Here is a 26,372-nt window from a genome sequence, read left to right on the forward strand (position 1 = left end):
GCACCGTAGTTTCCACGTTCAGAAAACGCGCGCAATTCGTACATACGACATATTGTCGGAAGTGGCGATTAATTGACGAAATCAACGACCTTTTCGTCAAGATACATCCTGCAGCCCGAACAAACCGTGCCTCATACTTGAAGCAAACGAAAAGATGGAGGCGCGTTTTGAACTGGAATGTTTGTATCGTCGGGGCAGGAAAGATCGGTCAGATGATCGCCACCCTGCTGAAATCGTCGGCGCATTATTCGGTAACGGTCGCAGATCATGATCTGTCCGCTTTGTCCGCATTCAAGAAGCGCGGCATTCCCACCCGACAGATCGATGCAACGGATAGCGTGGCGCTCGAACGGGCACTTGCAGGGTTTGATGCCGTTATTTCAGCGGCTCCGTTTTTCCTGACCCCCGCGATTGCAGGTGCGGCCAAGGCAGTTGGTGCGCATTACTTCGACCTGACCGAGGACGTGGCCGCCACAAATGCGGTGCGTGATCTGGCGCGTAACAGCGAAACTGCATTCATGCCGCAATGTGGTTTGGCCCCCGGATTTGTCGGAATTGCGGGCGCGGCCCTGGCATCTGAGTTTGATGAGATCGACAGCCTGCACATGCGGGTCGGTGCATTGCCGCTCTATCCGACGAATGCTCTTAAATACAATCTCACCTGGTCAACGGACGGGTTGATCAACGAATACTGCAACCCCTGCGATGCTATCGTGAATGGAGAGCGGACGAAAACTGCGCCGCTCGAAGATTATGAACTGATTGGCCATGACGGTGTGGAGTATGAATGTTTCAACACCTCGGGTGGCCTGGGCACATTACCGGAGACGTTAGAAGGTAAGGCGCGCGCAGTGTCTTATCGCTCGATCCGGTATCCGGGGCATCGCGATATTCTGCGTCTCTTGCTGAACGATCTGGGGCTTGGGCGTCGTCGCGATCTGCTGAAAGAGATTTTCGAAACGGCCCTACCGCGTACCGATCAGGATGTCGTACTGGTCTATTGCACCGCCAAAGGGATGGTTGATGGTACGCTGCGCGAGAAATCCCTGATCAACAAATCCTTCGCCCGCACAATCGATGGGCAGGTCTGGAGCGCGATCCAGATCACTACAGCGGCGGGTGTGCTGGGTGTCGTCGATCTGATGCGGGTGGGTGTGCTGCCCTCGAAAGGCTTTGTCCGGCAAGAGCAGGTGAAGCTTGCCGATTTCCTAAGCACCGAATTTGGCCGGCTCTATCGCGCCGGTGACGTCACCGAACAGAACAAGGCGGCCTGAGATATGAAAGATGTTGTGATGAATGCTGAAGCTACTCTTGCGAAACTGGACTTGACCGCGGCAGAGCTGACAGGGGGCGCATTGCGCGTAACCTCTCCGATCGACGGCAGCCTGCTGGCTGAAGTGCATGAAACACCGGTGTCCGAGATGGGGGCCATCTTTGATCGTTCGAAAGCAGCGTTCAAGGCATGGCGCGTGGTACCTGCACCGCGCCGGGGCGAGCTGATCCGCTTGCTTGGGGAAGAGCTGCGCGCCGCCAAAGACGACCTCGGCGCGCTTGTCAGTTGGGAGGCGGGCAAGATCACTTCGGAAGGTCTGGGCGAAGTGCAGGAGATGATTGACATCTGCGACTTCGCAGTTGGTCTGTCACGGCAGCTTTACGGTTTGACGATTGCATCTGAGCGCCCGGGCCACCGGATGATGGAAACATGGCAACCGGCGGGACCGGTAGGTGTGATTTCTGCCTTCAACTTCCCGGTTGCCGTATGGTCGTGGAACGCCGCGTTGGCTCTGGTCTGTGGTGACCCAGTGATCTGGAAGCCGTCCGAGAAAACGCCATTGACCGCTATGGCCTGCCAGAAGATCTTTGAGCGCGCTTTGGCTCGCTTTGGCGATGCACCCGAGGGTCTGCTGCAGACCCTGATCGGCGGCGCTGATTTGGGTGAGGCACTGGTTGCCAGCGAGGACGTTCCGGTCATCTCAGCCACCGGTTCGACCCGTATGGGTCGCGCGGTTGCGCCGATTGTGGCGCAGCGCTTTGGTAAATGCATCCTTGAGCTGGGCGGTAACAATGCGATGATCGTGGGCCCCTCGGCCGATCTGGAAATGGCTGTGCGTGCGATTGTATTCTCGGCCGTTGGGACAGCAGGTCAACGCTGCACTACATTGCGTCGCCTTATCGTGCACAACTCAATCCGCGAGGAACTGGTTGCGCGTCTGAAGAATGCCTATGCCGATCTGCCGATTGGCAACCCGTTGACCGAGGGCACGTTGATTGGCCCGCTGGTGGACGAAGCCTCGGGCGATGCCATGAGTGCCGCCCTTGAGGCTGCCAGGGCTGAAGGCGGAAGCGTGTTCGGCGGCAATCGCGTGACCGAAGGCGTGCCGGGTGGCGTCTATATGCAACCGGCCATCGTGGAGATGCCGGGCCAGACCGCAACAGTGAAGACCGAAACCTTTGCACCGATCCTCTATGTCATGGGCTATGACGACTTTGCCGAGGCGATCGATCTCCAGAACGACGTGCCGCAGGGCCTGTCCTCCTGCGTGTTCACGCTGAATATGCGCGAGGCGGAACAATTCCTGACGGCTGCTGGTTCGGATTGCGGCATTGCCAACGTCAATATCGGCCCGTCGGGGGCCGAGATCGGTGGGGCGTTTGGCGGTGAAAAGGAAACTGGCGGCGGGCGCGAGAGCGGCTCGGACGCGTGGAAGTCCTATATGCGGCGTCAGACCAACACGGTGAACTACTCGGCTGAACTGCCGCTGGCGCAAGGAGTCAAGTTCGATATCTGAGCCAGGTCTCCGGCGGTGTTTGGTGCGCCGCCGGACCTAATCTGCAAACAGATAATCCAACTGCATCACCGCATGTGCCTGACCCGGTTCAAGGTCAAGAAACTTGGCAATGACCGCCTCGTTTTCGGCGCGATTTGCAGACTCTCGCAGATAAAACAGCCCGCTATTTTGCGTGCCCCGGATCTGTTCGGATTCGAAGGCCAGAGCATTGCGCAGCGTTGGTAGCAATCGCCCCAAGGTGTCGTCCGAGCTATTCTGCCCGGCCAGACCGACACGATGGGCGTGACCCTTCAGATATGCGTCGGAGTAGTTGCAGTCGATTTCCAGTATGCGCGTGTCCGCCTGATCAGAGCAGAAATCCTGAATTGCATCCAGATTGGCCGGATCGAGGCAGAGCACCAGCCTGTTGTCTCCAAAATGATCGAACAACATCCGCAGCACCGCACGCCGATGGCGTGCACGTTTCTTCAATGTGGTCTCGATGCCCCCAAGGTCGGGCAGTGCTGTTTCCTGCTCATCAAAGATGTATTCAATACAGGGCGTGTCGGTCTCAGACGCGATCTGATCAACCAGGCGCTTGGCCACGTGCCATTTCTTACAAACGATCAGAAGCACTTGACGGTTTGGACCTAGCGTATTTCCCGCTTCCCAGAAGCGTTGGCCAAAACGCCGCCCAACCCGCCCACGCCCCGTGAGGAAATGATAGAGGTTGCGCCCTTCGCCCGAGATATCGAATGCGACCCCTTCACTGGCATAGAGCTGACCCAGCCGCTGTTTCAACTCATGCGCTTCAGCGCTGATCTTGCGCGCGAACAGATAATCCTGGCCCAGAAGCATGTCATAGTGATCGTTATAGAAAGTCACGGGCATCCCGTAGTCCGAAAACATCAGGAACGTCAGCGTCCGATTGTCGATCTCTTGCCTTGGGATCAGGTGGCGGACAAGAGTTTGAAAAAAGGTTTCGTCCGGGATCCAGGTGGTCGAGAAGAACCGGATCACATCGCGGCGCTGGCGCAGTAAACCGAGGATCATCTCAACCGTGCGGCGGCGCAGACACCACCATTGGCTGCCGATCATGATCTGCAGGTCAGCGGGGATTTCGCGCGTCAGGCCAAACCGCTTTTGGGTTTCATATGACGCGTAGAACAGGCGCGATTGCGTGCGTTCGTTGAAATAATGACGATAGATCAGCCGGTCCTCTTTCATGCCGGTCTTGATCCAGTTGCTTTCAAAGAAGTCATGGCTTTCGATGAAATCCATATCACGCTCGTCGAGAAAGCGATGCGCGTACTCCGCTGTCTTGATCGCCATGCAATCGCCCGAAAGCATGTAGAAATGGGTGGCACGTGGGAAGGCCTCCACTGCGGCTTGCAGCGCATTCAGCGTGGCCTGGACAAGCGACCACTCCCCCCAGCCGCACTTTATCCGTTTGCGGGCGAAGGTAACGTTCGGGTTGTCCCTCAATGCGTCGCGGATGCGCGTATAGGCTGCCTCACTGGCGCGGGCGTCGAAATGGATCGCCATGCAATCCCCCGCCGCCGTCAGCTGCCCGGCCTGATCAATGATCGCGTCAGGGTCTTTGTGACATAGCAAGATATAGGCAATCTTTGCCATTTGCGTTTCGCTATTCCCCGTTTCTACCGTTCGCGACCGTGATACTGAGGATGAGCGATTGAATAAACAGAATATTTTTGGTTCTTTGGGCCAATACCGCCGAAGTATCACTCCGATATCCGGCCAAGGAGGCGCAGCAGATGGGTTTTCCCGGAACATGGATGACCGAAAGCCAGAGCATGGTGTACCGCGTGGTGCCGAAATGCGCCTGCTCGACCATTGGCCAGATCATGTATTATTCGGATCACGGTCGGTTTTTTGGTGGTGATATCCATGACGCCAAGGACGGGATGCACAAATGGGCTTTTGGGGCCAGCCAGGACCCGATCTCGCGCAACGTGCGATCACATGAATCCTATACGTTTACCTGTGTGCGAAACCCATATACCCGCATCCTGAGCTCGTTCTTCGACAAGATCTGCGGCATTCAGCGCAACGGTAAACGCTATCGCGGTAATCTGGTGCCAACGCTGATTTACAATTACGGGATCGAAGTGGGCGGCGAAGACGGTAAGGGTGAGTTCGATCAGATCGCCAGTTTCCGTCGATTTCTTCTTTTCGCGCGGGATACCATCCGTTGGCGTCGCCCGATGGACCCGGATATTCACTGGTCCGCCATGTCCGGCCATGTCTCAACCCTGATTGCAAATGGCGGGCGCTATGACCGGATTTTCTGGACCGAGAAGTTCAATGATGGGATGCAGGGTGTTCTGGACAACCTCAAGACCGCACACCCGGTGACCTTGTCCGAGATTCCGCGCTTTAATGAATCCGAAGGTCACGGACCCAAACGCGCGCATCCGGTCGAGGATTATTTTGACGATCTATCCATGCACCTGGTCTATGAAATCTACAAACAAGATTTCGAACTGTTTAAATACGATTTCGAAAACCCGGCCAATAAGATGCCGGTAGGTGAGATCGATCTGGACGAGATTCACGCCAAGCTGGGTGACTGAGTCACTTAAACTAACGAGCAAGACCTCCCGCCCATCGTTAATGTCTCTGATGAGACATCTCCTCTGGTTGGGCCCGGCGCCGCGCTTTGCGCGGCGCCGGGCCCAAGTCCGCAAGGGGTATCGGCTTTGCCGATAGCACGTAGCGGGCGCGGGAGCGCGCCCATCTTCGTAGACCCTAGACCTGGCGAACAGCACCTTTCGCCGCGCTGGTGGTCAGCTTGGCATAGGCCTTCAGCGCCGTAGACACCTTGCGTTTGCGCGGTGCCGCGGGATGCCAGCCTTTCTCATCCTGTTCTTCGCGCCGGGCAGCCAGATCTTCATCGGACACCGCGAGATGGATGCTGCGGTTCGGGATGTCGATTTCGATGGTGTCGCCGGTTTTCACCAGCCCGATTTCACCCCCCTCTGCCGCCTCGGGCGAGACGTGGCCGATTGACAGACCCGAGGTGCCGCCCGAGAAGCGGCCATCGGTCAACAAAGCGCAGGCTTTGCCCAGACCTTTGGATTTCAGGTATGAGGTCGGGTAGAGCATCTCTTGCATGCCCGGCCCGCCGCGCGGGCCTTCGTAACGGATCACGACTACGTCGCCTTCTTTGACCTTTCCGGTCAGGATGTCGTTCACCGCCTGGTCCTGGCTTTCGCAGACATAGGCTGAGCCGGTGAATTTCAGAATGTTCTCGTCAACACCTGCGGTTTTCACAATGCAGCCGTCGCGGGCAATGTTTCCGAACAGTACCGCAAGACCGCCATCCTGGCTAAAGGCATATTCTTTCGAGCGGATCACGCCGCCTTGGCGGTCGGTATCCAGCTCCTTGTACCGGTTCGACTGGCTGAAGGCCTGCGTGGTGCGCACTCCGCCTGGTGCAGCCTTGAACAGTTCCTGCGCTTTGGGATTGTTGGCGATCTTGATGTCCCAATTGGCAATCGCTTCACCCATCGTGGCCGAGTGAACGGTTGCGCAATCCTCGTGCAGCAATCCCGCACGGCTCAGTTCGCCAAGGATTGAGAAGATGCCACCGGCGCGGTGCACGTCTTCCATATGCACATTCTCGGTATTGGGTGCGACCTTACACAAACAAGGCACTTTGCGGCTGAGGTGGTCCATATCGGACATGGTGAAATGCACCTCGCCCTCATGCGCAATGGCCAGCAGGTGCAGTACCGTGTTGGTCGAGCCGCCCATGGCGATGTCGAGGCTCATGGCGTTCTCAAAGGCTTCGAACGTAGCGATCTCGCGTGGCAGGAAGCCTTTTTCGTCCAGGTCATAGTGCCGCTTGGTGATCTCGACGATCCGGCGACCGGCCTCAAGGAACAGCTCTTTGCGGTCCGCGTGTGTGGCAAGGGTCGAGCCATTGCCCGGCAGCGCCAGACCCAGCGCCTCGGCCAGACAGTTCATCGAGTTGGCGGTGAACATGCCCGAGCATGACCCACAGGTGGGACAGGCATTCTCTTCGATGTGCTGAACCTGTTCGTCGGTGAAGCGGTCGTCAGCAGCGGCGACCATCGCATCCACAAGGTCGATCTTTTTGGCATCCAGATCAGCGATATCGATCTTACCAGCCTCCATCGGGCCACCCGAGACAAAGATCGCCGGGATGTTCAGACGCATCGCGGCCATCAGCATACCGGGGGTGATCTTGTCGCAGTTCGAGATACAGACCATCGCGTCGGCGCAATGCGCGTTGACCATGTATTCCACCGAATCCGCGATCACCTCACGCGAGGGCAGCGAATACAGCATCCCGTCATGGCCCATGGCGATGCCGTCATCGACCGCGATGGTGTTGAACTCTTTCGCGACACCACCGGCTGCCTCGACCTCGCGCGCGACCATCTGGCCAAGGTCCTTCAAGTGGACGTGACCGGGCACAAACTGGGTGAACGAGTTTACGATGGCGATGATCGGTTTGCCGAAATCATCGTCGCCCATACCGGTGGCGCGCCACAAACCGCGGGCACCGGCCATGTTGCGGCCATGGGTAGAGGTTCTGGATCGGTACAATGGCATGATGCTGTTTCCCTTTTGCCTCGGGTTGCATGTCTTGGGGTTCGTGCGTTATAGCGCACGTATCACATGTGCGCTATAACGTACAAGAGGATTCGGAAGTTGATGATATGGCACCGGACGACATAACGCTGAAATTACGGGACGTGCGGACGGCGTCCGGGCTGAGCCTGTCGAAGGTGGCTGAAATGACCGGGGTCAGCAAAGCCATGCTGGGCCAGATAGAGCGCGGCGAATCCAGCCCCACCATCGCGACCTTGTGGAAAATCGCCAAAGGCTTCCAGCTACCACTCAGCGCGCTGATCGATACGGCGCTGGGCGACCCGTCTGTTTTCCAGACCGTGACCTTCCCCGGGACCATAGAGGTCAAGATCGTCTTTCCCTTCGACCCCGCCCTAGGGGCCGAGACATTTCACGTCAGCTTGCATCCGAACCAAAGCCACGAATCCCCCGCCCATGCCGCTGGTGTGACCGAGGAGGTGTTTGTTCTTTCAGGTACGCTCGAGATTCTACGCGATCGGGAATGGGTATCTTTGCAGGCCGGACAGGGCTTGCGCTTTGCCGCTGATATCCCCCATGGATACCGCGCGGGTGCAGAGGGTGCCGCATTCCTGAACATGCACCACTACGCCCAGCACAACGAGTATTCTGAAAACGGCAAGGCCCATTCATGACTGCAGTTCTCGACAGCCTCACCATCGTCGACGCTATTGGCTCGTTTGGGGCTTTGATCGTGGTCGCGGCCTATTTTGCGACACAGATGCGGATGATGAACTCTGACGATCTCGCGTTTCCGGTGGTGAACCTCTTGGGGTCGGTTCTGATCGTCTATTCGCTGCTCGAGAATTTCAATCTGGCGTCGATGCTGATCGAGGGGTTCTGGATTCTGATCAGCATGATCGGGATCATTCAGCATTTCAGGTTGCGCCGCGCAAAGTAGTGCGCGGCGCGGGATGTTTAGGCTGCGCTGAGAAGACGTGGCGTGAACAGGCCGAGCTTGTTCAGACCCTTCATGGATTTCGCAGCCGCAAGAACGGCAAGATCGGCCAGGGGCTCAATCAGGATAACCATCATGTAAGCTCCGCCAAAGCTGGCCACGGCGGCGATGTTTTCGGCACCGAAACCCTGACCGTAGAACGCCCAGAAGGCCACCCATAGTACGACACCACCCTGATAGGCGGTCGACAGCGCAAGTGCCTGAGAATACTTGAGGTCAACATAGGCCGTATTCGGCGCAATGACGCGGTTTGCCAACGCCTGCAGGGCAAACAGAGGCACCAGCAACGTCGTCATGTTCATTCCGAACTGGGGCAGATCGAAGGGTGCCAAGAAAAACCCTTGAACAAAGAGGCCCAGGATCAGACCAATCGCAGCCGGGGCGGCACCGAACAAAAGAAACAGTGTCGAGCCCAGAATAAAGTGCACCTCTGACACTCCCACCGGGAAATGAGGCAGAACTTCAAAGAATGTGAAAACAAGGCCGGTTGTCAGGGCAGACCGCACTGCAAGGCTTGCAACACCACTGTTTTTGACGCTCTCCCACGCCAGCTTCAGACTATAAAGCCCTGCCCCGGCCGCGGTGGCATAGCTCAGGACAAGTTTGGCGCCGTTAACGACGCCCGGTTCGATATGCATAGTTTGTTCTCCTTACCGTCACACCCGACGGTAGAAACGTGTTGAAATTGGGCGGATGCCCGGTTTGTGCATGGCAGGTCTCCTGACTCGCGGATTAGGATCGATCCCGGCCTTCCCAACCGATCATTTCGGTCAGTGGCCCTGATGGGGCGATACTCCGCTTACAGTTGCGGGGGCAGTTCCGGAGTTGACAGGATTTGTCGCACCGGATTCCCTTTTCATCCCTCTGGGGAAACTCCATTGGGAACCATGTCGCACAGATTTCTGCCACAGAATGCTGCCTGTCAAGCACGCCAAGCATGTGGTTGGAAAAAAACGTTCCCCGCGCGGGTTCTGAGCTGCGGCGTGACTTGAACGTTTGGCCGTGCCCATATAGGGAAAATCCAAGCTCGCTCAGGGGAGGCTTTGATGCAGGACGATCCGAAAACTCTCGTATCCACAGACTGGCTGGCCGCGCATCTCAAGGACCCGGATCTGCGGATTCTGGACGGGTCCTGGTATCTGCCCGCGCAGAACCGCGATGCGAAGGCCGAGTATGATGCAGGCCATATCCCCGGTGCGCGGTTCTTTGACATTGATGACATTGCCGATCACCGTTCGGACCTGCCGCATATGGCACCTCCGGTCGAGAAATTCATGTCCCGCCTGCGGGCGATGGGGGTGGGCGACGGCCATCAGGTCGTGGTCTATGACGGGGCTGGGCTGATGTCTGCCGCACGCGTCTGGTGGCTGTTCCGTTTGATGGGTCAGGACAATATTGCCGTTCTGGATGGGGGGCTGCCGAAATGGCAGGCCGAAGGTCGCGAGATCGAGGACCTGCCGCCCGTCGTTCGCGATCGCCATATGACCGTTCGCGTACAAAACCATCTGGTGCGTGACGTGACGCAGGTTTCAGCTGCGGCCAAGCTGAACGATCATGAGATCATCGATGCGCGCTCAACTGACCGCTTTGCCGGAACAGCGCCAGAACCACGCGAAGGTTTGCGCTCGGGTCATATTCCGGGCTCTCACAATGTGCCCTTTGGTACGCTGCTGAATGCAAATGGCACCATGAAGTCGCCCGAAGAGTGCCGCGCCATATTCGAGGCCGCAGGCGTAGATCTGTCGAAACCCGCAATCACATCCTGCGGCTCGGGCGTCACGGCTGCGATCCTCAGCCTTGCGCTTGAGCGCATGGGTAAAAAAGATCATTCGCTTTATGACGGCTCCTGGGCTGAATGGGGTGCCTTCCCAACCCTGCCCGTCGCAACCGGAGAGAACTGATGTTCGAGAACCTCAAGCCACAGCCAGCCGACAAGATTCTGGCGCTGATGCAGATGTATCGCGATGACCCGCGCGATCAGAAAATTGACCTGGGGGTTGGCGTTTATAAAAACGCTGAGGGCATCACCCCGGTCATGCGCGCCGTGAAAGCGGCTGAAAAGCGCATTCTGGAAGAGCAGGAGACCAAGGCCTATACCGGTTTGGCCGGTGACCCAGCCTATGCCGATGCCATGATCGGTCTGATTTTGGGTACATCGGTCCCGCGCGCCAACATCGCCGCCGTGGCGACGCCGGGCGGCACCGGTGCTTGCCGTCAGGCGTTTGAGATGATCCGCATGGCCAATCCGTCGGCCCGTGTTTTTGTGTCTAACCCGACTTGGCCGAACCATCTGTCGATCCTGAATTATCTGGGAATCGAGACGGTCCAGTATCGTTATTTCGACGGTGAAACCCGCGGCGTCGATTTCGACGGCATGATCGAGGACCTGAAAACCGCCAATGCGGGCGATGTGGTTCTGCTGCACGGCTGCTGTCACAACCCGACCGGAGCCAACCTGAACATGGTGCAGTGGCAGGAGGTCGTGAACCTGATCAACGAGCGAGGCCTCGTAGCGATGATCGATATCGCCTATCAGGGCTTCGGCGACGGCCTTGAAGAGGATGCGCAGGCGACCCGTCTGGTTGCCTCATCGGTCAAGCGTTGCCTGATCGCGGCGTCCTGCTCGAAGAACTTCGGCGTCTACCGCGAACGGACCGGTCTGCTGATGGCGATCAGCGACGATGCGGCGCAAACGGCTCTGAACCAATCGACACTGGCTTTCCTGAACCGTCAGAACTACTCGTTTCCGCCAGATCATGGTGCGCGCGTGGTAACGACGATCCTGAATGATGACGCGCTGCGCGCCGACTGGGCCGCCGAGCTGGAAGAGGTCCGCTTGTCCATGCTGGGTCTGCGTCAGCAACTGGCTGACGAATTGCAACGTCTCAGCGGGTCGGATCGTTTCGGTTTTGTCGCACAGCACCGCGGCATGTTCTCGCGCCTTGGTGCGGCACCTGAACTGGTCGAGCAACTGCGCAACGATCACGGGATCTACATGGTTGGCGACAGCCGCCTGAACATCGCCGGTCTGAACGCGACCACCGTGCCAATTCTGGCGCAGGCGATTGTAGACGTCGGGGTCTGATTCCAACGAAAATGGTTTGCTGAACGCTGCGCAAACTAGCTCAGCGTTCAGTGAGATTTGTATTGGGTTTTCTCAAAGTCATCTTACCCGCTCGGCTATGACCATATTTCTTTGTTACCAGCGATGGCGGAGACAACTGCCTTTGCACGTTGCTCAACTCCTGGCATATAGGAAAGGCCCATATGCTCAACCTCAATGTATATCAAATAGTTGGCAACATCAGTTTGGGTGCTACCGTTGCGCAGTTGGCCAGCTACTGACATAAGATACGTATCGTACTCATCCGCGAAGGGTTCGGATTGCTCATCTCGCCAGCAATCTCCGGGGGCTAGTAACCCAATAGGATCCCAAAGTGACCATCCTATGTCGCGTAGCCGGGGTAAATTAATTCGAGGATTGCGAGAAGAGTGCATTGCTGTCGCCATTCAATTGTTCCCCCCAGACGGTTTCATAGGGGCACCATTTTGAAAAGCGGCACTTCGACGAAATACAATTCTCGGGGATAAATAAAAAAACCGGGCGCGGACGCCCGGTTTTGATTGTGCTTTGATGGGGAAGTTTAGCCCTTCGAAAACTCCGGATAGGCTTCCATACCCAGTTCCGCCATGTCGAGGCCGTTGATCTCGTCCTCTTCGCTGACGCGGATGCCAAGAGTGGATTTCAGGATCACCCACAGGATCAGCGCGCTGACAAAGGTGAACACACCGTAGGCGACAATGCCGGTCAGCTGAGTGATCAGGCTTGCTTCACCGTAGAAGATCACGGCAATGGTGCCCCAGATACCGGCGAACAAGTGAACCGGGATGGCACCCACGACATCGTCGATCTTGAACTTGTCCAGCATCGGAACTGCGAAGACCACGATGATACCGCCGACGGCACCGATCCAGAGCGAACCGAACAGGGTCGGGGCCAGCGGCTCCGCCGTGATCGAGACCAGACCGGCCAGCGCGCCGTTCAGAACCATGGTGAGGTCGGGCTTTTTGTACATGACCTGTGTCATGATCAAAGCGGCGACGGCGCCAGAGGCTGCGGCCATGTTGGTGTTGGCAAAGATGCGCGACACGTCGGACACGTCCCCAACAGTACCCATTGCCAGCTGTGAGCCTCCGTTGAAGCCGAACCAGCCCAGCCACAGGATGAATGTACCCAAAGTGGCCAGCGCCAGGTTTGAACCGGGCATCGGATGTACCTTGCCATCTTTATACTTGCCGATACGCGGGCCAAGGATGATGGCGCCTGCCAGAGCGGCCCAGCCACCAACCGAGTGTACAACGGTCGAGCCGGCAAAGTCCGAGAAACCGGCTTCGGACAGCCAGCCGCCACCCCACTGCCAGGACCCTGAGATCGGGTACAGAACACCAGTCAGAACGATGACGAAGATCAGGAAGGGCCACAGCTTGATCCGCTCTGCCACCGCACCTGAGACGATCGAGGCGGTTGCAGCCACAAACACCAACTGGAAGAAGAAATCCGAGCCAATCGATGCGTAGTCGAGCGCTGCATCAGCGGGCGCAACGCCAACGGCGTCAAGCTGCGTGGTCGAGAAGAAGGGCCCCAGCCAGCCAGCGATGGTCCAGCCGTCGCCGGGATACATCAGGTTAAAGCCGATCAGCCAGTACATGATCGCTGCAAAGGAAAACAGCGCAACGTTCTTGATCATCTGCATGGCGACGTTTTTCGAACGCACCAGACCGCCTTCCAGCATGGCAAAGCCAGCGGCCATGAAGAAGACCAGAAAGCCCGCCATCAGGAACAGCAGTGTGGTGAAGATATATTGGGTATGCAGCGCAGCCTCGCCTTCGGCAGCCTCTTGCGCCAGCCCCATCTGCGGCAGCACAACAAGTGCGGCGGCAGGAATGATGAATTTCATCAGGTTCATTGTCAGTCCTCGAATGTTTTGGAAGCGGGGCGCTTAAAGCGCGTCCTCGTTGGTTTCCCCGGTCCGCACGCGCATGGCCTGCTCGACATCGAGGACGAATATCTTGCCGTCACCGATCTTGCCGGTTTTGGCTGTTGTGGTGATGGTCTCGACGATCTGGTCGGCCATGGTGGCGGGCACCACGATCTCGAGTTTGATTTTGGGCACGAAGTTCACAGCATATTCCGCGCCCCGATAAATTTCCGTGTGGCCAGATTGCGAGCCGAAGCCCTTGATCTCGGTCACCATCATGCCGCGCACGCCCGCGTTGGTCAGTGCCTCGCGCACCTCCTCGAGCTTGAACGGCTTGATTGTCGCAATGATCAGTTTCACGTCTTTCCCCTCTATCGTCCCGGACAGACCGGTATTTTGCACCTGCAGAAAAAGAGCGTGACATCGCGCGTTAGGAAACGATTCCGGAGGGGTGACGCGGGGAAAAAGAATGAAAAGTTGCACAATTTTTGCACAAACAGAGAGGCAGGATGAAAAAATAGGCAGTTTTACGAGGGGAAATACCGGAAATTCACACCTCTACATGGCTGCTTTGCCAAGGTATGGTGACGCAAAAGCATAAACGGGCAGAGTTTGAGCATGACTGAGTCCAAGCGCCGCAAGCCTACATTGGTCGCGGACAAAAGATACCCCTCGAAGGGTCGCAAGCCTGCGGCAACCAAGCGGTCTGCCAAACCGGCGGGCAAGAAAGCGGCTGCGCGCAAAACCGCCACACGCAAGACGGCGCGCCGGAAATCGCGCCGCAGTTCGGGCGGCAAGGGTGGCGGTATCTTCCGCCGTCTGTTCCGTTGGATTTGGCGTCTTTTCTGGGGAATCACATGGCGGGTGGGTGCCGTCGCGGGCCTGCTACTGGCGTTGGCGGTCGGCGTCGTCTACTCTTCTTTGCCCGAGGTCGATGCCCTGCTGGACGGGCGCGCAAAGGGTTCGGTGACGTTGCTGGACCGCGATGGCAAGGTATTTGCCTGGCGCGGGGATCAGTTCGGCGGAGTAATCACGGCGGATACGGTCTCGCCTCATCTCAAGAACGCGGTGATCGCGACCGAAGACAAGCGGTTCTACCGTCATTTCGGCGTCAGTCCGCGTGGTGTCGCCAGTGCGGTGCGGATCAACCTCAGCGAAGGGCGCGGGCCGTTGTCGGGCCATGGCGGCTCGACCATCACGCAGCAAACGGCGAAGTTGCTGTGTCTGGGTGTTCCATACAACCCAGCTGATTGGGAGTCCGAGGCGGCCTATGAGTCGGATTGTCGGCAGGGGTCGCTGTGGCGCAAGGCGAAAGAGGCTGTTTATGCCATCGCGATGGAGGTGAAATACTCCAAAGACGAAATCCTGACCATCTATCTGAATCGCGCATTCCTTGGGGCGGGCGCACGCGGGTTCGAAGCGGCCAGTCAGCGCTATTTCGGTATCTCCGCAGCCGAGGTCAGCCCGGCAGAGGCTGCCATGCTGGCCGGTCTGTTGGTGGCACCCACGCGCTATGCGCCAACGAATAACCTGCAGCGTTCACAGGATCGGGCGCGGTTGGTGGTCGGTCTGATGGAAGATCAGGGCTATCTGAGCCAGGCGCAGGCCAGCGAGGCCCGCAGCCGTCCGGCAGAGCTGTCCGAGGCGGCGGCAGCGCGTGCCGGTGGATATTTTGCGGATTGGGTCATGGCGAGCGGACCAGAATTCTTTACCCGCAACACCACCGAGGATGTTGTGATCCGTACCACGCTGGATCAACGCATTCAGCAATCGGCGGAAGAGGCGTTGCAATTCATCTTTCAGGAAAAGGTGCGCGAAGGGTCAAAGGCACAGGCCGCCATTGTTGTGATGTCGGCGGATGGCGCGGTCCGCGCCATGGTGGGCGGGCGCAAGACCCGAGTATCAGGGGCGTTCAACCGGGCCACACAAGCGCTGCGACAGACCGGGTCGTCGTTTAAGCCCTTCGTTTACGCCACCGCGCTGGAACTGGGCTATTCGCCTCTGGATACGGTGATGGACGAGCCCTATTGCGTCGACATCCCCGGGTCGGGTCAGTGGTGCCCCAAGAACTACACCAACAAGTTCTATGGCCGGGTGACGCTGGCGGATGCCCTGAAAAACTCGCTGAACATCCCCGCCGTTAAAGTGGCTGAGATATCGGGGCTGGAAAATGTCCGAACCGTGGCCAGCGGTTTTGGCATCACGAGCGATCTGGCGCAGGGTCCGGCGCTGGCGCTGGGCGCATCAGAAAGCACGTTGATCGAGATGACGGGCGCTTATGCGGGTATCCTGAATGGCGGTTCGTCGGTCGAACCGTATGGCCTGACCGAGTTGAAGTTGTTGGGCGAAACCGAACCCGTGATGGTGACGACTACCGGGATCGGTGAGCGCGTGATCAATGACAAGGCTGCGAAACAGCTGACCTGGATGATGGAGCGCGTCGTTTCGGAAGGCACCGGGGGGCGTGCGAAACTGCCCGGCTGGCAGGTGGCGGGCAAGACCGGCACAACGCAGGCCGCCAGGGATGCGTGGTTTATCGGTTTCACCGCCGACTATGTGGCGGGTGTTTGGATGGGATATGATGACAACACGCCCTTGGCGGGTGTCACAGGCGGTGGGTTGCCTGCAGAGATCTGGAAAGAGACCATGGTCCGCGTCACCGAAGGCATGACGCCCACACCATTGCCGATGCTGGCGCCCGATCCGCCCGTGCGTACGGCACAACCCAGACAGCAGCGCCGCAAGAACAATGGTTTTGAAAATGCGATCAACAACCTGCTGAACAACATTTTCGGAAACTAACAATGCAAAGAAAAAAGGCGGTGCTTCAGGCACCGCCTTTGACGTTTCAGGCGCTCGCGTCCAGCGCGGCGACAATCGCGTCGCCCATTTCCGAGGTCGAAACTGGCTGAACACCTTCCTCGGCCAGCAGATCGGCAGTGCGGACGCCATCGGCCAGAACCTTCTCGATGGCGGCTTCCAGACGATCCGCCTCGGCACCTTGGTCAAAGCTGTACCGCAGCGCCATGGCAAAGCTCAAGATACAGGCGATCGGGTTGGCTTTGCCTTCACCCGCGATATCCGGGGCTGAACCGTGGACCGGCTCGTACATCGCCTTGGGGCGACCATTCGCCATCGGAGCACCGAGCGATGCAGATGGCAGCATACCCAGTGAGCCGGTTAGCATCGCGGCGCAGTCGGACAGCAGATCGCCAAACAGGTTGTCGGTGACGATGACATCGAATTGCTTCGGTGCCCGCACCAGCTGCATGGCACCGTTATCCGCGTACATGTGGGTCACTTCGACTTCGGGATATTCTTCGGCCACGCGATTCACGACTTCGCGCCACAGGATGCCCGATTCCATGACGTTGGCCTTTTCCATCGAGCACAGCTTTTTGTTCCGACGCATTGCCAGTTCAAAGGCCGAGCGCGCGGCGCGTTCGATTTCGGATTCGGTGTAGCGTTGGGTGTTGATGCCCACACGCTCATTGCCTTCCTCAAAAATGCCGCGCGGTTCGCCGAAATACACACCCGAGGTCAGCTCGCGCACGATCATGATATCCAGACCGGCCACGATGTCCTTCTTCAGCGACGAGAAATCGGCCAGCGCGTCAAAACACTGTGCCGGGCGCAGGTTCGAGAACAGATCCATTTCCTTGCGCAGACGCAGCAGGCCGCGCTCGGGCTTAACCGAGAAGTCCAGGTCGTCGTATTTCGGGCCACCCACGGCACCCAGCAGCACCGCGTCAACCTCTTGCGCTTTTGCCATGGTCTCATCCGACAAAGGCTTGCCGTGCGCGTCATAGGCCGCGCCGCCCACAAGGTCCTCGCTCACGTCAAAGTGAAGGCCGCGATTGGTGCCGAACCAATCGATGACTTTGCGCACTTCGGCCATGACTTCGGGGCCAATTCCGTCTCCGGGCAGGATGAGGAGCGAGGGGTTGGACATGAAGGATCTCCTTGCGTTTCGTTGCACAGGCCCTAGCGTTTGCGGCGCATCGGGTCAATGAGACGAACCCGCCAAAACACGAGGAACAGACATGCTGACACCCGGAAATCCCGCCCCGCCGCTGAAAATCGAAACTGTGAGCCACGGTACCTTTGATCTTGGGCGTGACACAGGTGAAAACGGGACGCTGGTGATTCAGTATCGCGGTCTGCATTGCCCGATCTGTATTCGCCAGATGGGCGAGGTCGAAGCAGCGCTGGATGACTTCGCCGAACTGGGTATCGAGGTGATCATGATCACCACGGATACAGGCGAACGCGCTGCTGAAACGGTCGAGAAGGCCGGGGTCTCAAGACTGCGCGTGGGGTATGGTTTGTCGATGGTCGATGCGCGTGACACCTGGGGGCTGAATATCTCGGTCGCACGCGAAGGCAGTGCTGAGCCTGCGCTGTTCGCTGAGCCGGGGCATTTCTATATCAAACCGGATCAAACCCTGTATTACGTTTGGCAGCAGACGACGCCATTCGCTCGGCCTCCGATGTCGGATATTGTCGGAGGGTTGAAATTCACCCTCGCCAATAATTATCCGGCGCGCGGCACCTATAGCGGCGTGCTGTAGGGCTGCATCACAATCTGGCTTTCAGCCCCTCGGCCAGCAGATCCCAGACCCTGCGGATGCGTGGGGTCTGACGCATGGCCTGCGGGGCGGCCAGCCAGACCGGCAGAACGGGTATTTCGGCCTCGATATCCAGCACCTCAACCGCCGGATCCGCCTGTGCGATGCTGAGTTGGCTGAAGCCGACACCGCAGCCTGCGCGGATCAGTTCCCAATAGGCGGTCTGGTTGTCGCAGCGGGTGGCAAAGCTGTCACGGCTGGCAGGCCAGCCTTTGTTGCGCATGGCGGTAATGATATCTTGATTGGCGTCGAACCCCACCAGATCATGCTGCATCAATTCCTCGGGGGTCGTCGGACGCCCGGCGCGTTCCAGATAGGATCGCGCAGCACAAAAGCAGAGCGGAAGCTCTCCGATATGTTTGGCCACGATGTCGACCTGCTCGGGACGATACATGCGCACGGCGATGTCGGCCTCTCGATACAGTAGGTTCTCGCTGGTATCCGAGGCGACCAGATCAAGCTGTATGGCTGGCTCCTCCTGGCGGATCGCGGCAAGGATGGGAGGCAGCAGGTGGTGCGAGACAAAGACCGAGGCGGTGATCCGGACCGAACCCTCAAGCTGTTGAGCCTGCCCCGCCGCCGTCAGCCCAAGCGCGTTAACTGCGCCGTGCATCTGCTGCGCCATCGGCAACACCTGTTGCCCAACTTCGCTGAGTGTCAGGCCGCGCGCATGTCGGTCGAACAGGGGCACGCCCAGTTCTTCCTCAAGCGCATGCACTTGTCGCCCCAGTGTCGGCTGACTGCGCCCCAACCGCCGCGCCGCAGCTGAAAGCGAGCCGGTTTCAGCCACGGCCAGAAAGCTCTGGATCAGGGACCAGTCGGAAAGCTGCAGAGGGTTTGCCATTCAAAAACGAATACATGATCTGCGGTTATTGGCAATTCATCAATGCATGCGAATGAGTAAATTGAGAGCATCAGGAGGAATACATGCAACAAACAGCGCTAATCCTTGGTGCCTCAGGGCGTTTTGGCCGCAACTCAGCTGCAGCGTTTTCTCATGCGGGCTGGTCCGTGCGCCGTTTCAACCGTGCCTCGGATGATCTGAAAGCTGCGGCCTGCGATGTGGATGTCATCGTGAATGCGTGGAACCCGCCCTATCCGGACTGGGCGCGTGATGTGCCGACGTTGCATCGCAGAGTGATCGCGGCTGCTGAAAGCAGCGGGGCCACCGTTATCTTGCCCGGCAATGTCTATGTCTTTGGCGCAGACGCTCGTGCCCCTTGGTCGTCTGAGACGCCACATTTGGCCACCAATCCGCTCGGTCGTATTCGCATTGAGATGGAGGCTTCCTATCGCGATTCATCCGTGCAGACCATTTTGCTGCGGGCCGGAGATTTCATCGATACCGCTACATCGGGGAACTGGTTTGATCAGGTGCTGATCAAGCATCTGCGTCGTGGTCGCTTCGTATATCCCGGTAATCCCGACATCCCGCATGCCTGGGCATATCTGCCTGATCTGACCCGCGCTGCTGTCCGCTTGGCCGAGATGCGCGCCGACCTGCCACGATACAACGATATTCTGTTTGCAGGTTATACGCTATCCGGCAACGACCTTGCGCGGGCGTTGTCGCGGGTGATTGAGCGCGAGGTTGAACTGCGGAAGATGGCTTGGTGGCCGTTGCAATTGGCCCGTCCGTTCTGGCGTATGGCGCCTCATCTGCTTGAAATGCGGTACCTGTGGGACACGCCGCATCGTTTGGATGGTGCGCGGTTTGAAGCGCTGCTGCCTGATTTTGTGCAGACTGATCTTTCTGCAGCGTTGACAGCTGCAGTTCCGGGTTTTGCCGTACAACCGCGCGGACAATCGGGCGGTGCCCCTCTTTGGTCATAACGCGCATTGCTGTTCTCTTATGCTGAACGCCGCTTCATGGGAGGTATCCCAAGCGCGTTAGCATCACCGATCACTGATCGAGCAGATCGACCCAGACCAGTCGATGACGGCTGGCAGTCTCGGCGTTGTCACGATCCGGTTGAGGTGGCCAATACGCACCTGCATCCTGTATCTGCCAATCGGCCGAGGGCAGGACATAATCGACCCGCATCTCGCCCACGCCCTTCCAGAGAACCGTCGCGGTGGAACCTTCCGCATTCGTGGGTTTTGGGTCTTGCAGCAAAGGGTGGGCAAGCAGGTCCCGGATGGCGTCCTTGCGACCTTCACCGCCATCCGGGTCGAGATTTGCATCCCCCGCTATTACGAACCGATTTGATGGAGCAGGGCCAATCTCTTTCTCCATGAGCACTGACCAGAACCTTATCTCATCTCTGTTTCGCAGACCGTTGCGGTCCTCTGGCCCGTCAAACACCGGTGGGCTGGCGTGGAACGTCATCAGCTCAAGACGACCCCCGGGCGCATCGATCGGAATGACCCAATGGGCAGTTGAAGAAAGCCGTTGAATGGCTTGCGCTTGGGGCGACGGAAATGGAGCATTCCTAGCGACAGGCAGCGTAGCACCCGGAAGATCCTGCCATAGCATCGTGGAGTAGACCTGCACCTGATCTTCCGCGATGGGATGTCGTGATAGAACGGCCAAACCGCCTTGCCCTGTGAACCGGCCCCAGCCCTGAGCATCGCCCGGCCCGCCGGTTTTGCCGTCTCCGTCCAGATCTATCGGGGTTTCGAGCCCTGAATTGGGTTGTGCCGAAAAGCTGTGAGGATAAGTCAGACCCGCTTCGTCCAGCTTCGTCTGAAGGGCGGTCAGGGTCAACCCATCCAGATCCCAATCGATCCCCTGCAGTGTCACGATATCGGGACGTGTCTCCGTCAGCACTTCGACCACCGCACTCACTTGTGGGTCGCCCCGTCTGATATCCCGCAGCAAGAGCCCCGGCCCCTCGCGGCTGAGTTCGGTGTTATAAGTGGCGACTCGCAATATGTCTGCCTGCGCCGAAAGGGGCAGCAGCAGTACAATAAGGGCTCGGATCATGCGATCTGAGTGGCCTCGGAGGTTGAGTAGGCGCGGCGTTTTTCGACAATCAGTCCCGCGATGCGCAAGGTCGCCATACCCCGCATGATCATGCTGGCAGGCAGGAAAGCCCAGGCGCACAATGTCCAGATCAGGGTTTGAGGATTACTGAGGGCAATTGGAGCCGCAAAGGCAGCCATCAGTTTCACCACGGCTGGAATCAGGAATGGCAGCAGCACCCCGATGGCGATGTTCAAACGGCCATCCCGTTGCAGCCGGGTCACCACATCACCACCCTTAGTAGGGTCGAACAAGGGCAGATTGGTCCAGACATTGAAGGCTCCGTTGCCCATGGGCCAGCCCCGCAGCTTGACCGCGTAGGCAAAGCTACCAATCGTGGCCAACGCGGCGACATAAGCGATGCTTGCTGAGATGCGTACCAGTTCAATCAAAGGTTGGCTGGCGTTGTCAGGCAGCATCAGTACAACCAGACGCACGGGCGAATAAGGGAAATCTGCCACATTCGAAACCGCCAGCCCGGTCGCATAGAACAGGCTGGTCATATGCGTCGGCGCATAAACGTTTTTGCAGATCATCGTCAGGAAGATGACCATCGATACAAGCCCGACAAAACGCAGACGGTTCACCGGTGCGGCATCACGAAATTCGATAAAGCTGGGAAAGGCGGAGTTATATTCGGAGAACGTCAACAGGAACGCCAGGATGGCGAGAAAAACAACGATCTCTGTCCCATTAGACGTCGAAGCTGGCAGGTACAACGCGGGAGTGAGCACCATAAGCGCCACCAATATTCCACGTATCGCCGCTCCTGTTGTGCGTGCAATCAAAATCCGAACCCTTTTTTCCAAACCGGAGTGGCCGATTCTATGTCGACTTCTCTTCCAACTTGTGCGGACCGTTCGTTTAGTGACGGTTACCTCAGTATCGCCAAGATTGACGATAAGCGGTATTTCGCTCAAGCCGGAGTGCAGAAAACACGCACTTTCGGGCAAAATGATGGCGCAACTGGTGCGGGATTGCATCATTTTCGACGCAAATTCGACGTGTATCTCAATATGATACCTAGATGTAGTGGTTTGCGGACTTTTAGCCCCAAGAATGCGAACGGGGCCGCGCTTGCGACCCCGTAAGGTTGAGTATCAACAGATTCGTCCCCAGAATCATACCCAAGGGCGGGACTGGCTTGCGTGATCCTCGAATTTGTCGATGTGATGGTCTTTTTCCATGGTCAGACCAATGTCATCCAGACCGTTCAGCAGGCAGTGTTTGCGGTGCGGGTCGATGTCGAATTCAATTTCAACACCATCCGATGTGGTGATCTTCTGATCTTCCAGATGCACAGTCATGCGGGCGTTTTCGCCTTTGTGTGCGTCGTCCATCAGAATCGCGTGGTGCTCTTCTTCGACCACGATCGGCAGGATGCCGTTCTTGAAGCAGTTGTTAAAAAAGATGTCGGCGAAGCTGGTCGAGATCACGACCTTGATGCCGAAATCCTTGATCGCCCAAGGCGCATGTTCGCGCGATGAGCCGCAGCCGAAATTGTCGCCAGCAACCAGAATCTCGGTCTGTCGATAGGCGGGTTTGTTCAGAACGAACTCTTCATTCTCCTGCCCGTCATCGTGATAGCGCATCTCGTCAAACAGAACGACGCCCAGACCGGACCGCTTGATGGTTTTCAGATGCACTTTGGGGATGATCATATCGGTGTCGATGTTGATCAGTGGCATTGGGGCGGCCACCCCGTGGACTTTTTCGAACTTTTCCATCTCTACACTCCTGCAGGAGAGGGCCGCGCCCTGTACCCTGCGTTTAAGCCTCTTTGGCTTTTGTTGTTTCGTCCTTGGGTGCGTTCTTGACGAAGAACGCCATGAAGACCAATCCAAACCCGTTGAACAGCATCTCGATGCCCAGCAGGATACCCAGCAAGCTCAGCAGGGCCGCGGGTTCCGCCGCCGCATAAGACCAGATGATACCGGCCAGAACGATCGACAAGATGCCCGAGATCAGCGTGGGCCAGAAAAACTGCGTTCCCTTCATCTGGAACGACAGGATGACCCGCGCGATGCCACCTGCCATGAACAGGATCAGCATCACGGTCGCCAGCGTCAGCGTGCCCTGCAGCGGGTGATCCAGGAAGGACCAGCCCAGAAACAGCATGACCGCACCCATGATGAGCGACAGGATCTTGTTGCCAGCGCCTTCAACGGTGAAGCCGCCGACAATCTGCAATGCGCCCGCAATCAGCAGCAACACGCCGGTCACGACCGTTACGGCCACGGATGCCACCACCGGCGCGCCCAGTACAAAGACGCCAAACGCGATGGACAGCAGTCCAAGCAAAAGCCATTTGATCCAGTCACTCATGTCTTCAATCCCTCAAATATCTAGATATGAGGGCACCTTACATCAGTTCGCGGACGTCTGTCAGCCGTCCTGTGATTGCCGCTGCGGCAGCCATCGCCGGGCTCAGCAGATGGGTACGTCCACCTCGACCCTGACGGCCTTCGAAGTTGCGGTTCGAAGTCGCAGCGCAGCGCTCGCCCGGTTGCAGCTGGTCGGGGTTCATCGCCAGACACATCGAGCATCCGGCCAGACGCCATTCGAATCCGGCCTCTTTGAAGATGTCCGCCAGACCTTCTTCTTCGGCCTGAGCACGCACCAGACCCGAACCGGGCACGACCATGGCGCGCATCCCGTCCTTGATCTTCTTACCTTTCAGGATCTCAGCCGCGGCGCGCAGGTCCTCGATGCGGCCGTTGGTGCATGAGCCGATGAAAACGGTATCGATTTCGACATCGCTCAGCTTCTGACCGGCTTCCAGACCCATGTACTCGATCGAACGGCGGGCCGCGTCGATTTTACCGCCTTCGAAATCTTCGGGGTGCGGTACGGATGCGGTGATCGGCAGTACATCCTCGGGGCTGGTGCCCCATGTGACGACCGGAGCAATGTCTTCGCCGCGCAGGGTGATGACCTTGTCAAAATGCGCACCTTCGTCGGTATAGAGGGTTTTCCACCAGTCCATCGCGGCTTCCCACTGGGCACCTTTCGGGGCATGAGGGCGACCTTTGACATATTCGAACGTGGTCTCGTCTGGTGCAATAAGACCCGCGCGTGCGCCACCTTCGATGGCCATATTGCAGACGGTCATGCGGCCTTCCATCGATAGATCGCGGATCGCTTCGCCGCTATATTCGATGACATAGCCGGTACCGCCCGCGGTGCCGGTTTCCCCGATCACGGCCAGAGTGATGTCCTTGGCGGTCACGCCCGGCTGCAGTTTGCCGGTGATCTCGACCTTCATGTTCTTGGATTTCTTTTGGATCAGGGTCTGCGTGGCCAGTACGTGTTCAACCTCGGACGTGCCGATACCATGCGCCAGCGCGCCGAATGCACCGTGAGTGGCGGTGTGGCTGTCGCCACAGACAACGGTCATGCCGGGCAGGGTCCAGCCTTGCTCGGGGCCGACGATGTGTACGATACCCTGACGAATATCATTCACTGGATAATAGTGGATGCCGAAATCCTTGGCGTTCTTATCCAAAGCTTCGACTTGAATACGCGATTCGGGGTTTTCGATCCCGTTCACCCGATCCGGCGTGGTTGGGACGTTGTGATCCGGCACAGCGATGGTTTTCTCTGGTGCGCGTACTGGTCGACCGGCCATGCGCAGACCTTCAAAGGCCTGCGGACTAGTGACTTCGTGCACCAAGTGGCGATCGATATAAAGCAGGCAGGTGCCATCATCGGCTTCATGCGCGACATGGGCATCCCAGATCTTGTCATAGAGTGTTTTGGGGGACATCGGTCCTCTCCCGTATGTAATGAGAAATAGCTGGCGAGTTGGCTCAGGCCGCCGATAGGCAGGCCAAGACCGTGCGGGCAGCCCCAAAGAACCGTTCACGCAGGCGCGCGCGGTCTTCCAGATTCTGTTCTTGGGCCACATTGAGTCTCATGCGCACCAGATATAACGGGGTTTGTCGTCAATCAAGGTTCAATCCGGCTGTGGGCTTGCATCGCGCATCAACGCTGTCCAAGCTGGGGACATGAATAAGGATTTGCTACCGGAAACGCTGTCCGAGCTTTATGCCAACATGACGGCGGCCTTTTCAGAACAGTTGGAAAACCTGATCGAGCTGATCGTAACGCCGGGCTGGCGGCAATACCAACTGGTTATCATCCTGTTCCTCTGGGGGCTGGCGTTTCTGCTGAAGCTGTTGACCCAGACCCGATGGGAGACTTGGGCCCGTGCCCGCACGGGTTGGCCGAAATGGCGTTTGCGTATTTTGATCCAGCTGATGCGCCGTCTTACTCTGGTCTATTTCGTGGTGCTCTCGTGGGGCCTGTATTGGATCATGCAGCAGGCAACATGGCCCTCGCGCAGCTATATCATTGGCGTTTTTGCGACACTGGCTGCAGCTTGGCTTGCGATTGCGCTGGTCTCGCGGCTGGTGCGCAATCGGACGTTGCGGCAGATATTCAAGTGGTCCACGTGGGTCTATGCAACGCTGATTGCGCTGAACCTGACGGATGACGTCGCAGGGTTTCTCGACGGCGTGGCGCTGTCTATCGGTGATCTGCACATCTCGGCTTTGGGGATCATCAAAGCGGTTCTGCTGATCGGCGTGCTGTTGACGCTTGCTCGGCTCGGAACTCGGGCAGCGGAGCGTGGCCTTAAGAGCAACGATGACATCACGCCGTCGATGCAGGTCCTGCTGGCCAAGGGCATTCAGGTGCTGCTGTATGGCGCGGTTTTCATGGCGGCGATCCGCACGTTGGGCTTCGATCTGACGGGGATAGCTCTGTTATCTGGCGCAATCGGTGTGGGGATCGGTTTCGGATTACAAAAGGTGGTCTCGAACCTGATTTCGGGCATCATCATCCTGATGGACCGGTCGATCAAACCCGGTGACGTGATCTCGCTCGGCGACACGTTTGGTTGGATCAACGCGCTTGGCGCACGTTATGTTTCGGTGGTGACGCGGGACGGACGGGAGTACCTGATCCCGAATGAAGACCTGATCACCAATCAGGTTGTGAACTGGTCGCATTCCGACAAGTTCGTTCGGCTGGATCTTGAGTTTGGCACCAGCTATGGCGATGACCCGCACAAGGTGCGTGCCACGGCGATCCGGGCCGTGAAAACCGTCGGTCGGGTACTGAGCGGTGGGTCACATGAGCCTGTCTGCCACATCACCGGTTTTGGCGACAGCAGCGTGGACTATGTGCTGCGGTTCTGGATCAGCGATCCGACCAAGGGGCTGACCAATATCCGGGGCAATGTCTATCTTGCGCTGTGGGACGCATTTCAGGCCGAAGAGATCTCGCTGCCTTTCCCGCAGCGCGAAGTGCGCCTGCTGTCCGACGACGCCGAGGCGCAACAGCTCGCCAAAGAGTGAGCGGATGTCACGGACTGAAACAGCGCGTTTATTGAAATGTTGCAATCCCCTTGTTACCTTATTAGTACCCCAGCGC

Annotated in this window: 24 protein-coding genes and 1 riboswitch; of the genes, 11 read left to right on the forward strand and 13 right to left on the reverse strand. The window is 58.0% G+C overall.

Translation table 11 applies throughout. The features are described from left to right. The first annotated feature begins 167 nt into the window (after positions 1 to 167). Both ACR0AZ_RS07610 and amaB read left to right on the forward strand, forming a co-directional pair. On the forward strand, positions 168 to 1,274 hold the full coding sequence (locus ACR0AZ_RS07610; RefSeq protein WP_480471180.1) for a saccharopine dehydrogenase family protein: 1,107 nt from the start codon (positions 168 to 170) through the stop codon (positions 1,272 to 1,274). Positions 1,275 to 1,277: 3 nt separating this feature from the next. Beyond that, positions 1,278 to 2,789, forward strand: a complete 1,512-nt coding sequence (gene amaB / locus ACR0AZ_RS07615; RefSeq protein ID WP_480667161.1) for an L-piperidine-6-carboxylate dehydrogenase — start codon at positions 1,278 to 1,280, stop codon at positions 2,787 to 2,789. 36 nt (positions 2,790 to 2,825) lie between these two features. Here the strand turns inward: amaB and ACR0AZ_RS07620 are convergent, their stop codons facing one another. After that, a complete protein-coding gene (locus ACR0AZ_RS07620) occupies positions 2,826 to 4,403 on the reverse strand; it encodes a DUF5928 domain-containing protein (protein ID WP_480667162.1) in 1,578 nt (525 codons plus the stop codon). 140 nt (positions 4,404 to 4,543) lie between these two features. On the opposite strand from ACR0AZ_RS07620, the gene ACR0AZ_RS07625 reads away from it, so the two are divergent. Then, positions 4,544 to 5,362 carry a sulfotransferase family protein gene (locus ACR0AZ_RS07625; RefSeq protein ID WP_480471177.1) on the forward strand — a complete coding sequence of 273 codons (819 nt, stop codon included), beginning with the start codon at positions 4,544 to 4,546 and terminating at the stop codon, positions 5,360 to 5,362. Between the two features lie 175 nt (positions 5,363 to 5,537). Here the strand turns inward: ACR0AZ_RS07625 and ilvD are convergent, their stop codons facing one another. Further along, the gene (ilvD, locus tag ACR0AZ_RS07630; RefSeq protein ID WP_480667163.1) at positions 5,538 to 7,370 is read right to left on the reverse strand and encodes a dihydroxy-acid dehydratase; all 1,833 of its coding nucleotides are present in this window, start codon (positions 7,368 to 7,370) and stop codon (positions 5,538 to 5,540) included. A 107-nt stretch (positions 7,371 to 7,477) separates the two neighbouring features. On the opposite strand from ilvD, the gene ACR0AZ_RS07635 reads away from it, so the two are divergent. Together ACR0AZ_RS07635 and ACR0AZ_RS07640 are read left to right on the forward strand one after the other, a co-directional pair. Continuing rightward, positions 7,478 to 8,041, forward strand: a complete 564-nt coding sequence (locus ACR0AZ_RS07635) for a helix-turn-helix domain-containing protein (protein WP_480471175.1) — start codon at positions 7,478 to 7,480, stop codon at positions 8,039 to 8,041. Beyond that, entirely contained in the window at positions 8,038 to 8,307 is a 270-nt protein-coding gene (locus ACR0AZ_RS07640; RefSeq protein ID WP_480471174.1) for a CBU_0592 family membrane protein, read from the forward strand. Before ACR0AZ_RS07635 ends, ACR0AZ_RS07640 begins: the two co-directional genes overlap by 4 nt. Before the next feature lie 17 nt (positions 8,308 to 8,324). On the opposite strand, the gene ACR0AZ_RS07645 is transcribed toward ACR0AZ_RS07640, so the two are convergent. Continuing rightward, positions 8,325 to 9,002 (reverse strand): energy-coupling factor ABC transporter permease, encoded by a 678-nt coding sequence (locus ACR0AZ_RS07645; protein ID WP_480471173.1) that lies wholly within the window; start codon positions 9,000 to 9,002, stop codon positions 8,325 to 8,327. A 55-nt stretch (positions 9,003 to 9,057) separates the two neighbouring features. Further along, positions 9,058 to 9,269, reverse strand: a riboswitch (cobalamin riboswitch). Positions 9,270 to 9,410: 141 nt separating this feature from the next. Here ACR0AZ_RS07645 and sseA point away from each other — a divergent pair. Together sseA and ACR0AZ_RS07655 are read left to right on the forward strand one after the other, a co-directional pair. Continuing rightward, positions 9,411 to 10,265 carry a 3-mercaptopyruvate sulfurtransferase gene (sseA, locus tag ACR0AZ_RS07650; protein WP_480667164.1) on the forward strand — a complete coding sequence of 285 codons (855 nt, stop codon included), beginning with the start codon at positions 9,411 to 9,413 and terminating at the stop codon, positions 10,263 to 10,265. Then, positions 10,265 to 11,449, forward strand: coding sequence for an amino acid aminotransferase (locus ACR0AZ_RS07655; protein WP_480667165.1), 1,185 nt, complete (start codon positions 10,265 to 10,267; stop codon positions 11,447 to 11,449). The genes sseA and ACR0AZ_RS07655 overlap by 1 nt, the downstream gene beginning before the upstream one ends. A gap of 559 nt (positions 11,450 to 12,008) precedes the next feature. Here ACR0AZ_RS07655 and ACR0AZ_RS07660 read toward each other — a convergent pair. Both ACR0AZ_RS07660 and ACR0AZ_RS07665 read right to left on the reverse strand, forming a co-directional pair. Further along, complete coding sequence (locus ACR0AZ_RS07660) at positions 12,009 to 13,331, reverse strand: ammonium transporter (protein ID WP_480667166.1); 1,323 nt, start codon at positions 13,329 to 13,331, stop codon at positions 12,009 to 12,011. 33 nt (positions 13,332 to 13,364) lie between these two features. Continuing rightward, complete coding sequence (locus ACR0AZ_RS07665) at positions 13,365 to 13,703, reverse strand: P-II family nitrogen regulator (protein WP_480471169.1); 339 nt, start codon at positions 13,701 to 13,703, stop codon at positions 13,365 to 13,367. 258 nt (positions 13,704 to 13,961) lie between these two features. Here ACR0AZ_RS07665 and ACR0AZ_RS07670 point away from each other — a divergent pair, with 258 nt between their 5' ends. Further along, a complete protein-coding gene (locus tag ACR0AZ_RS07670) occupies positions 13,962 to 16,145 on the forward strand; it encodes a transglycosylase domain-containing protein (protein WP_480667167.1) in 2,184 nt (727 codons plus the stop codon). Positions 16,146 to 16,191: 46 nt separating this feature from the next. Here ACR0AZ_RS07670 and leuB read toward each other — a convergent pair whose 3' ends face one another. Beyond that, entirely contained in the window at positions 16,192 to 17,295 is a 1,104-nt protein-coding gene (gene leuB, locus ACR0AZ_RS07675; RefSeq protein ID WP_480471167.1) for a 3-isopropylmalate dehydrogenase, read from the reverse strand. 91 nt (positions 17,296 to 17,386) lie between these two features. On the opposite strand from leuB, the gene ACR0AZ_RS07680 reads away from it, so the two are divergent. Beyond that, positions 17,387 to 17,914 (forward strand): redoxin domain-containing protein, encoded by a 528-nt coding sequence (locus ACR0AZ_RS07680; RefSeq protein ID WP_480667168.1) that lies wholly within the window; start codon positions 17,387 to 17,389, stop codon positions 17,912 to 17,914. A gap of 7 nt (positions 17,915 to 17,921) precedes the next feature. On the opposite strand, the gene ACR0AZ_RS07685 is transcribed toward ACR0AZ_RS07680, so the two are convergent. After that, positions 17,922 to 18,815, reverse strand: a complete 894-nt coding sequence (locus tag ACR0AZ_RS07685; RefSeq protein ID WP_480667169.1) for a LysR family transcriptional regulator — start codon at positions 18,813 to 18,815, stop codon at positions 17,922 to 17,924. Between the two features lie 83 nt (positions 18,816 to 18,898). Here ACR0AZ_RS07685 and ACR0AZ_RS07690 point away from each other — a divergent pair, with 83 nt between their 5' ends. Further along, a complete protein-coding gene (locus tag ACR0AZ_RS07690; protein WP_480471164.1) occupies positions 18,899 to 19,804 on the forward strand; it encodes a Rossmann-fold NAD(P)-binding domain-containing protein in 906 nt (301 codons plus the stop codon). 70 nt (positions 19,805 to 19,874) lie between these two features. On the opposite strand, the gene ACR0AZ_RS07695 is transcribed toward ACR0AZ_RS07690, so the two are convergent. The 6 genes from ACR0AZ_RS07695 to ACR0AZ_RS07720 all read right to left on the reverse strand — a co-directional run bounded on the left by ACR0AZ_RS07695 (position 19,875) and on the right by ACR0AZ_RS07720 (position 24,853). Beyond that, a complete protein-coding gene (locus tag ACR0AZ_RS07695; RefSeq protein WP_480471163.1) occupies positions 19,875 to 20,897 on the reverse strand; it encodes an endonuclease/exonuclease/phosphatase family protein in 1,023 nt (340 codons plus the stop codon). Beyond that, positions 20,894 to 21,724: a hypothetical protein gene (locus ACR0AZ_RS07700; RefSeq protein ID WP_480471162.1), complete on the reverse strand. Its 831-nt coding sequence runs from the start codon at positions 21,722 to 21,724 to the stop codon at positions 20,894 to 20,896. The genes ACR0AZ_RS07695 and ACR0AZ_RS07700 overlap by 4 nt, the downstream gene beginning before the upstream one ends. Before the next feature lie 333 nt (positions 21,725 to 22,057). Next, entirely contained in the window at positions 22,058 to 22,663 is a 606-nt protein-coding gene (leuD, locus tag ACR0AZ_RS07705; protein WP_480485038.1) for a 3-isopropylmalate dehydratase small subunit, read from the reverse strand. A gap of 43 nt (positions 22,664 to 22,706) precedes the next feature. Continuing rightward, entirely contained in the window at positions 22,707 to 23,261 is a 555-nt protein-coding gene (locus tag ACR0AZ_RS07710) for an HdeD family acid-resistance protein (RefSeq protein ID WP_480660039.1), read from the reverse strand. Between the two features lie 37 nt (positions 23,262 to 23,298). Next, positions 23,299 to 24,702 (reverse strand): 3-isopropylmalate dehydratase large subunit, encoded by a 1,404-nt coding sequence (gene leuC / locus ACR0AZ_RS07715; protein WP_480667170.1) that lies wholly within the window; start codon positions 24,700 to 24,702, stop codon positions 23,299 to 23,301. A gap of 43 nt (positions 24,703 to 24,745) precedes the next feature. Next, positions 24,746 to 24,853 carry an isopropylmalate isomerase gene (locus ACR0AZ_RS07720; protein ID WP_170725371.1) on the reverse strand — a complete coding sequence of 36 codons (108 nt, stop codon included), beginning with the start codon at positions 24,851 to 24,853 and terminating at the stop codon, positions 24,746 to 24,748. A 90-nt stretch (positions 24,854 to 24,943) separates the two neighbouring features. Between ACR0AZ_RS07720 and ACR0AZ_RS07725 the strand changes: the two genes are divergently transcribed. After that, entirely contained in the window at positions 24,944 to 26,296 is a 1,353-nt protein-coding gene (locus tag ACR0AZ_RS07725) for a mechanosensitive ion channel family protein (protein ID WP_480667171.1), read from the forward strand. Positions 26,297 to 26,372: the final 76 nt, after the last annotated feature.

The sequence above is a fragment of the Ruegeria sp. BE3 genome, assembly GCF_056538865.1.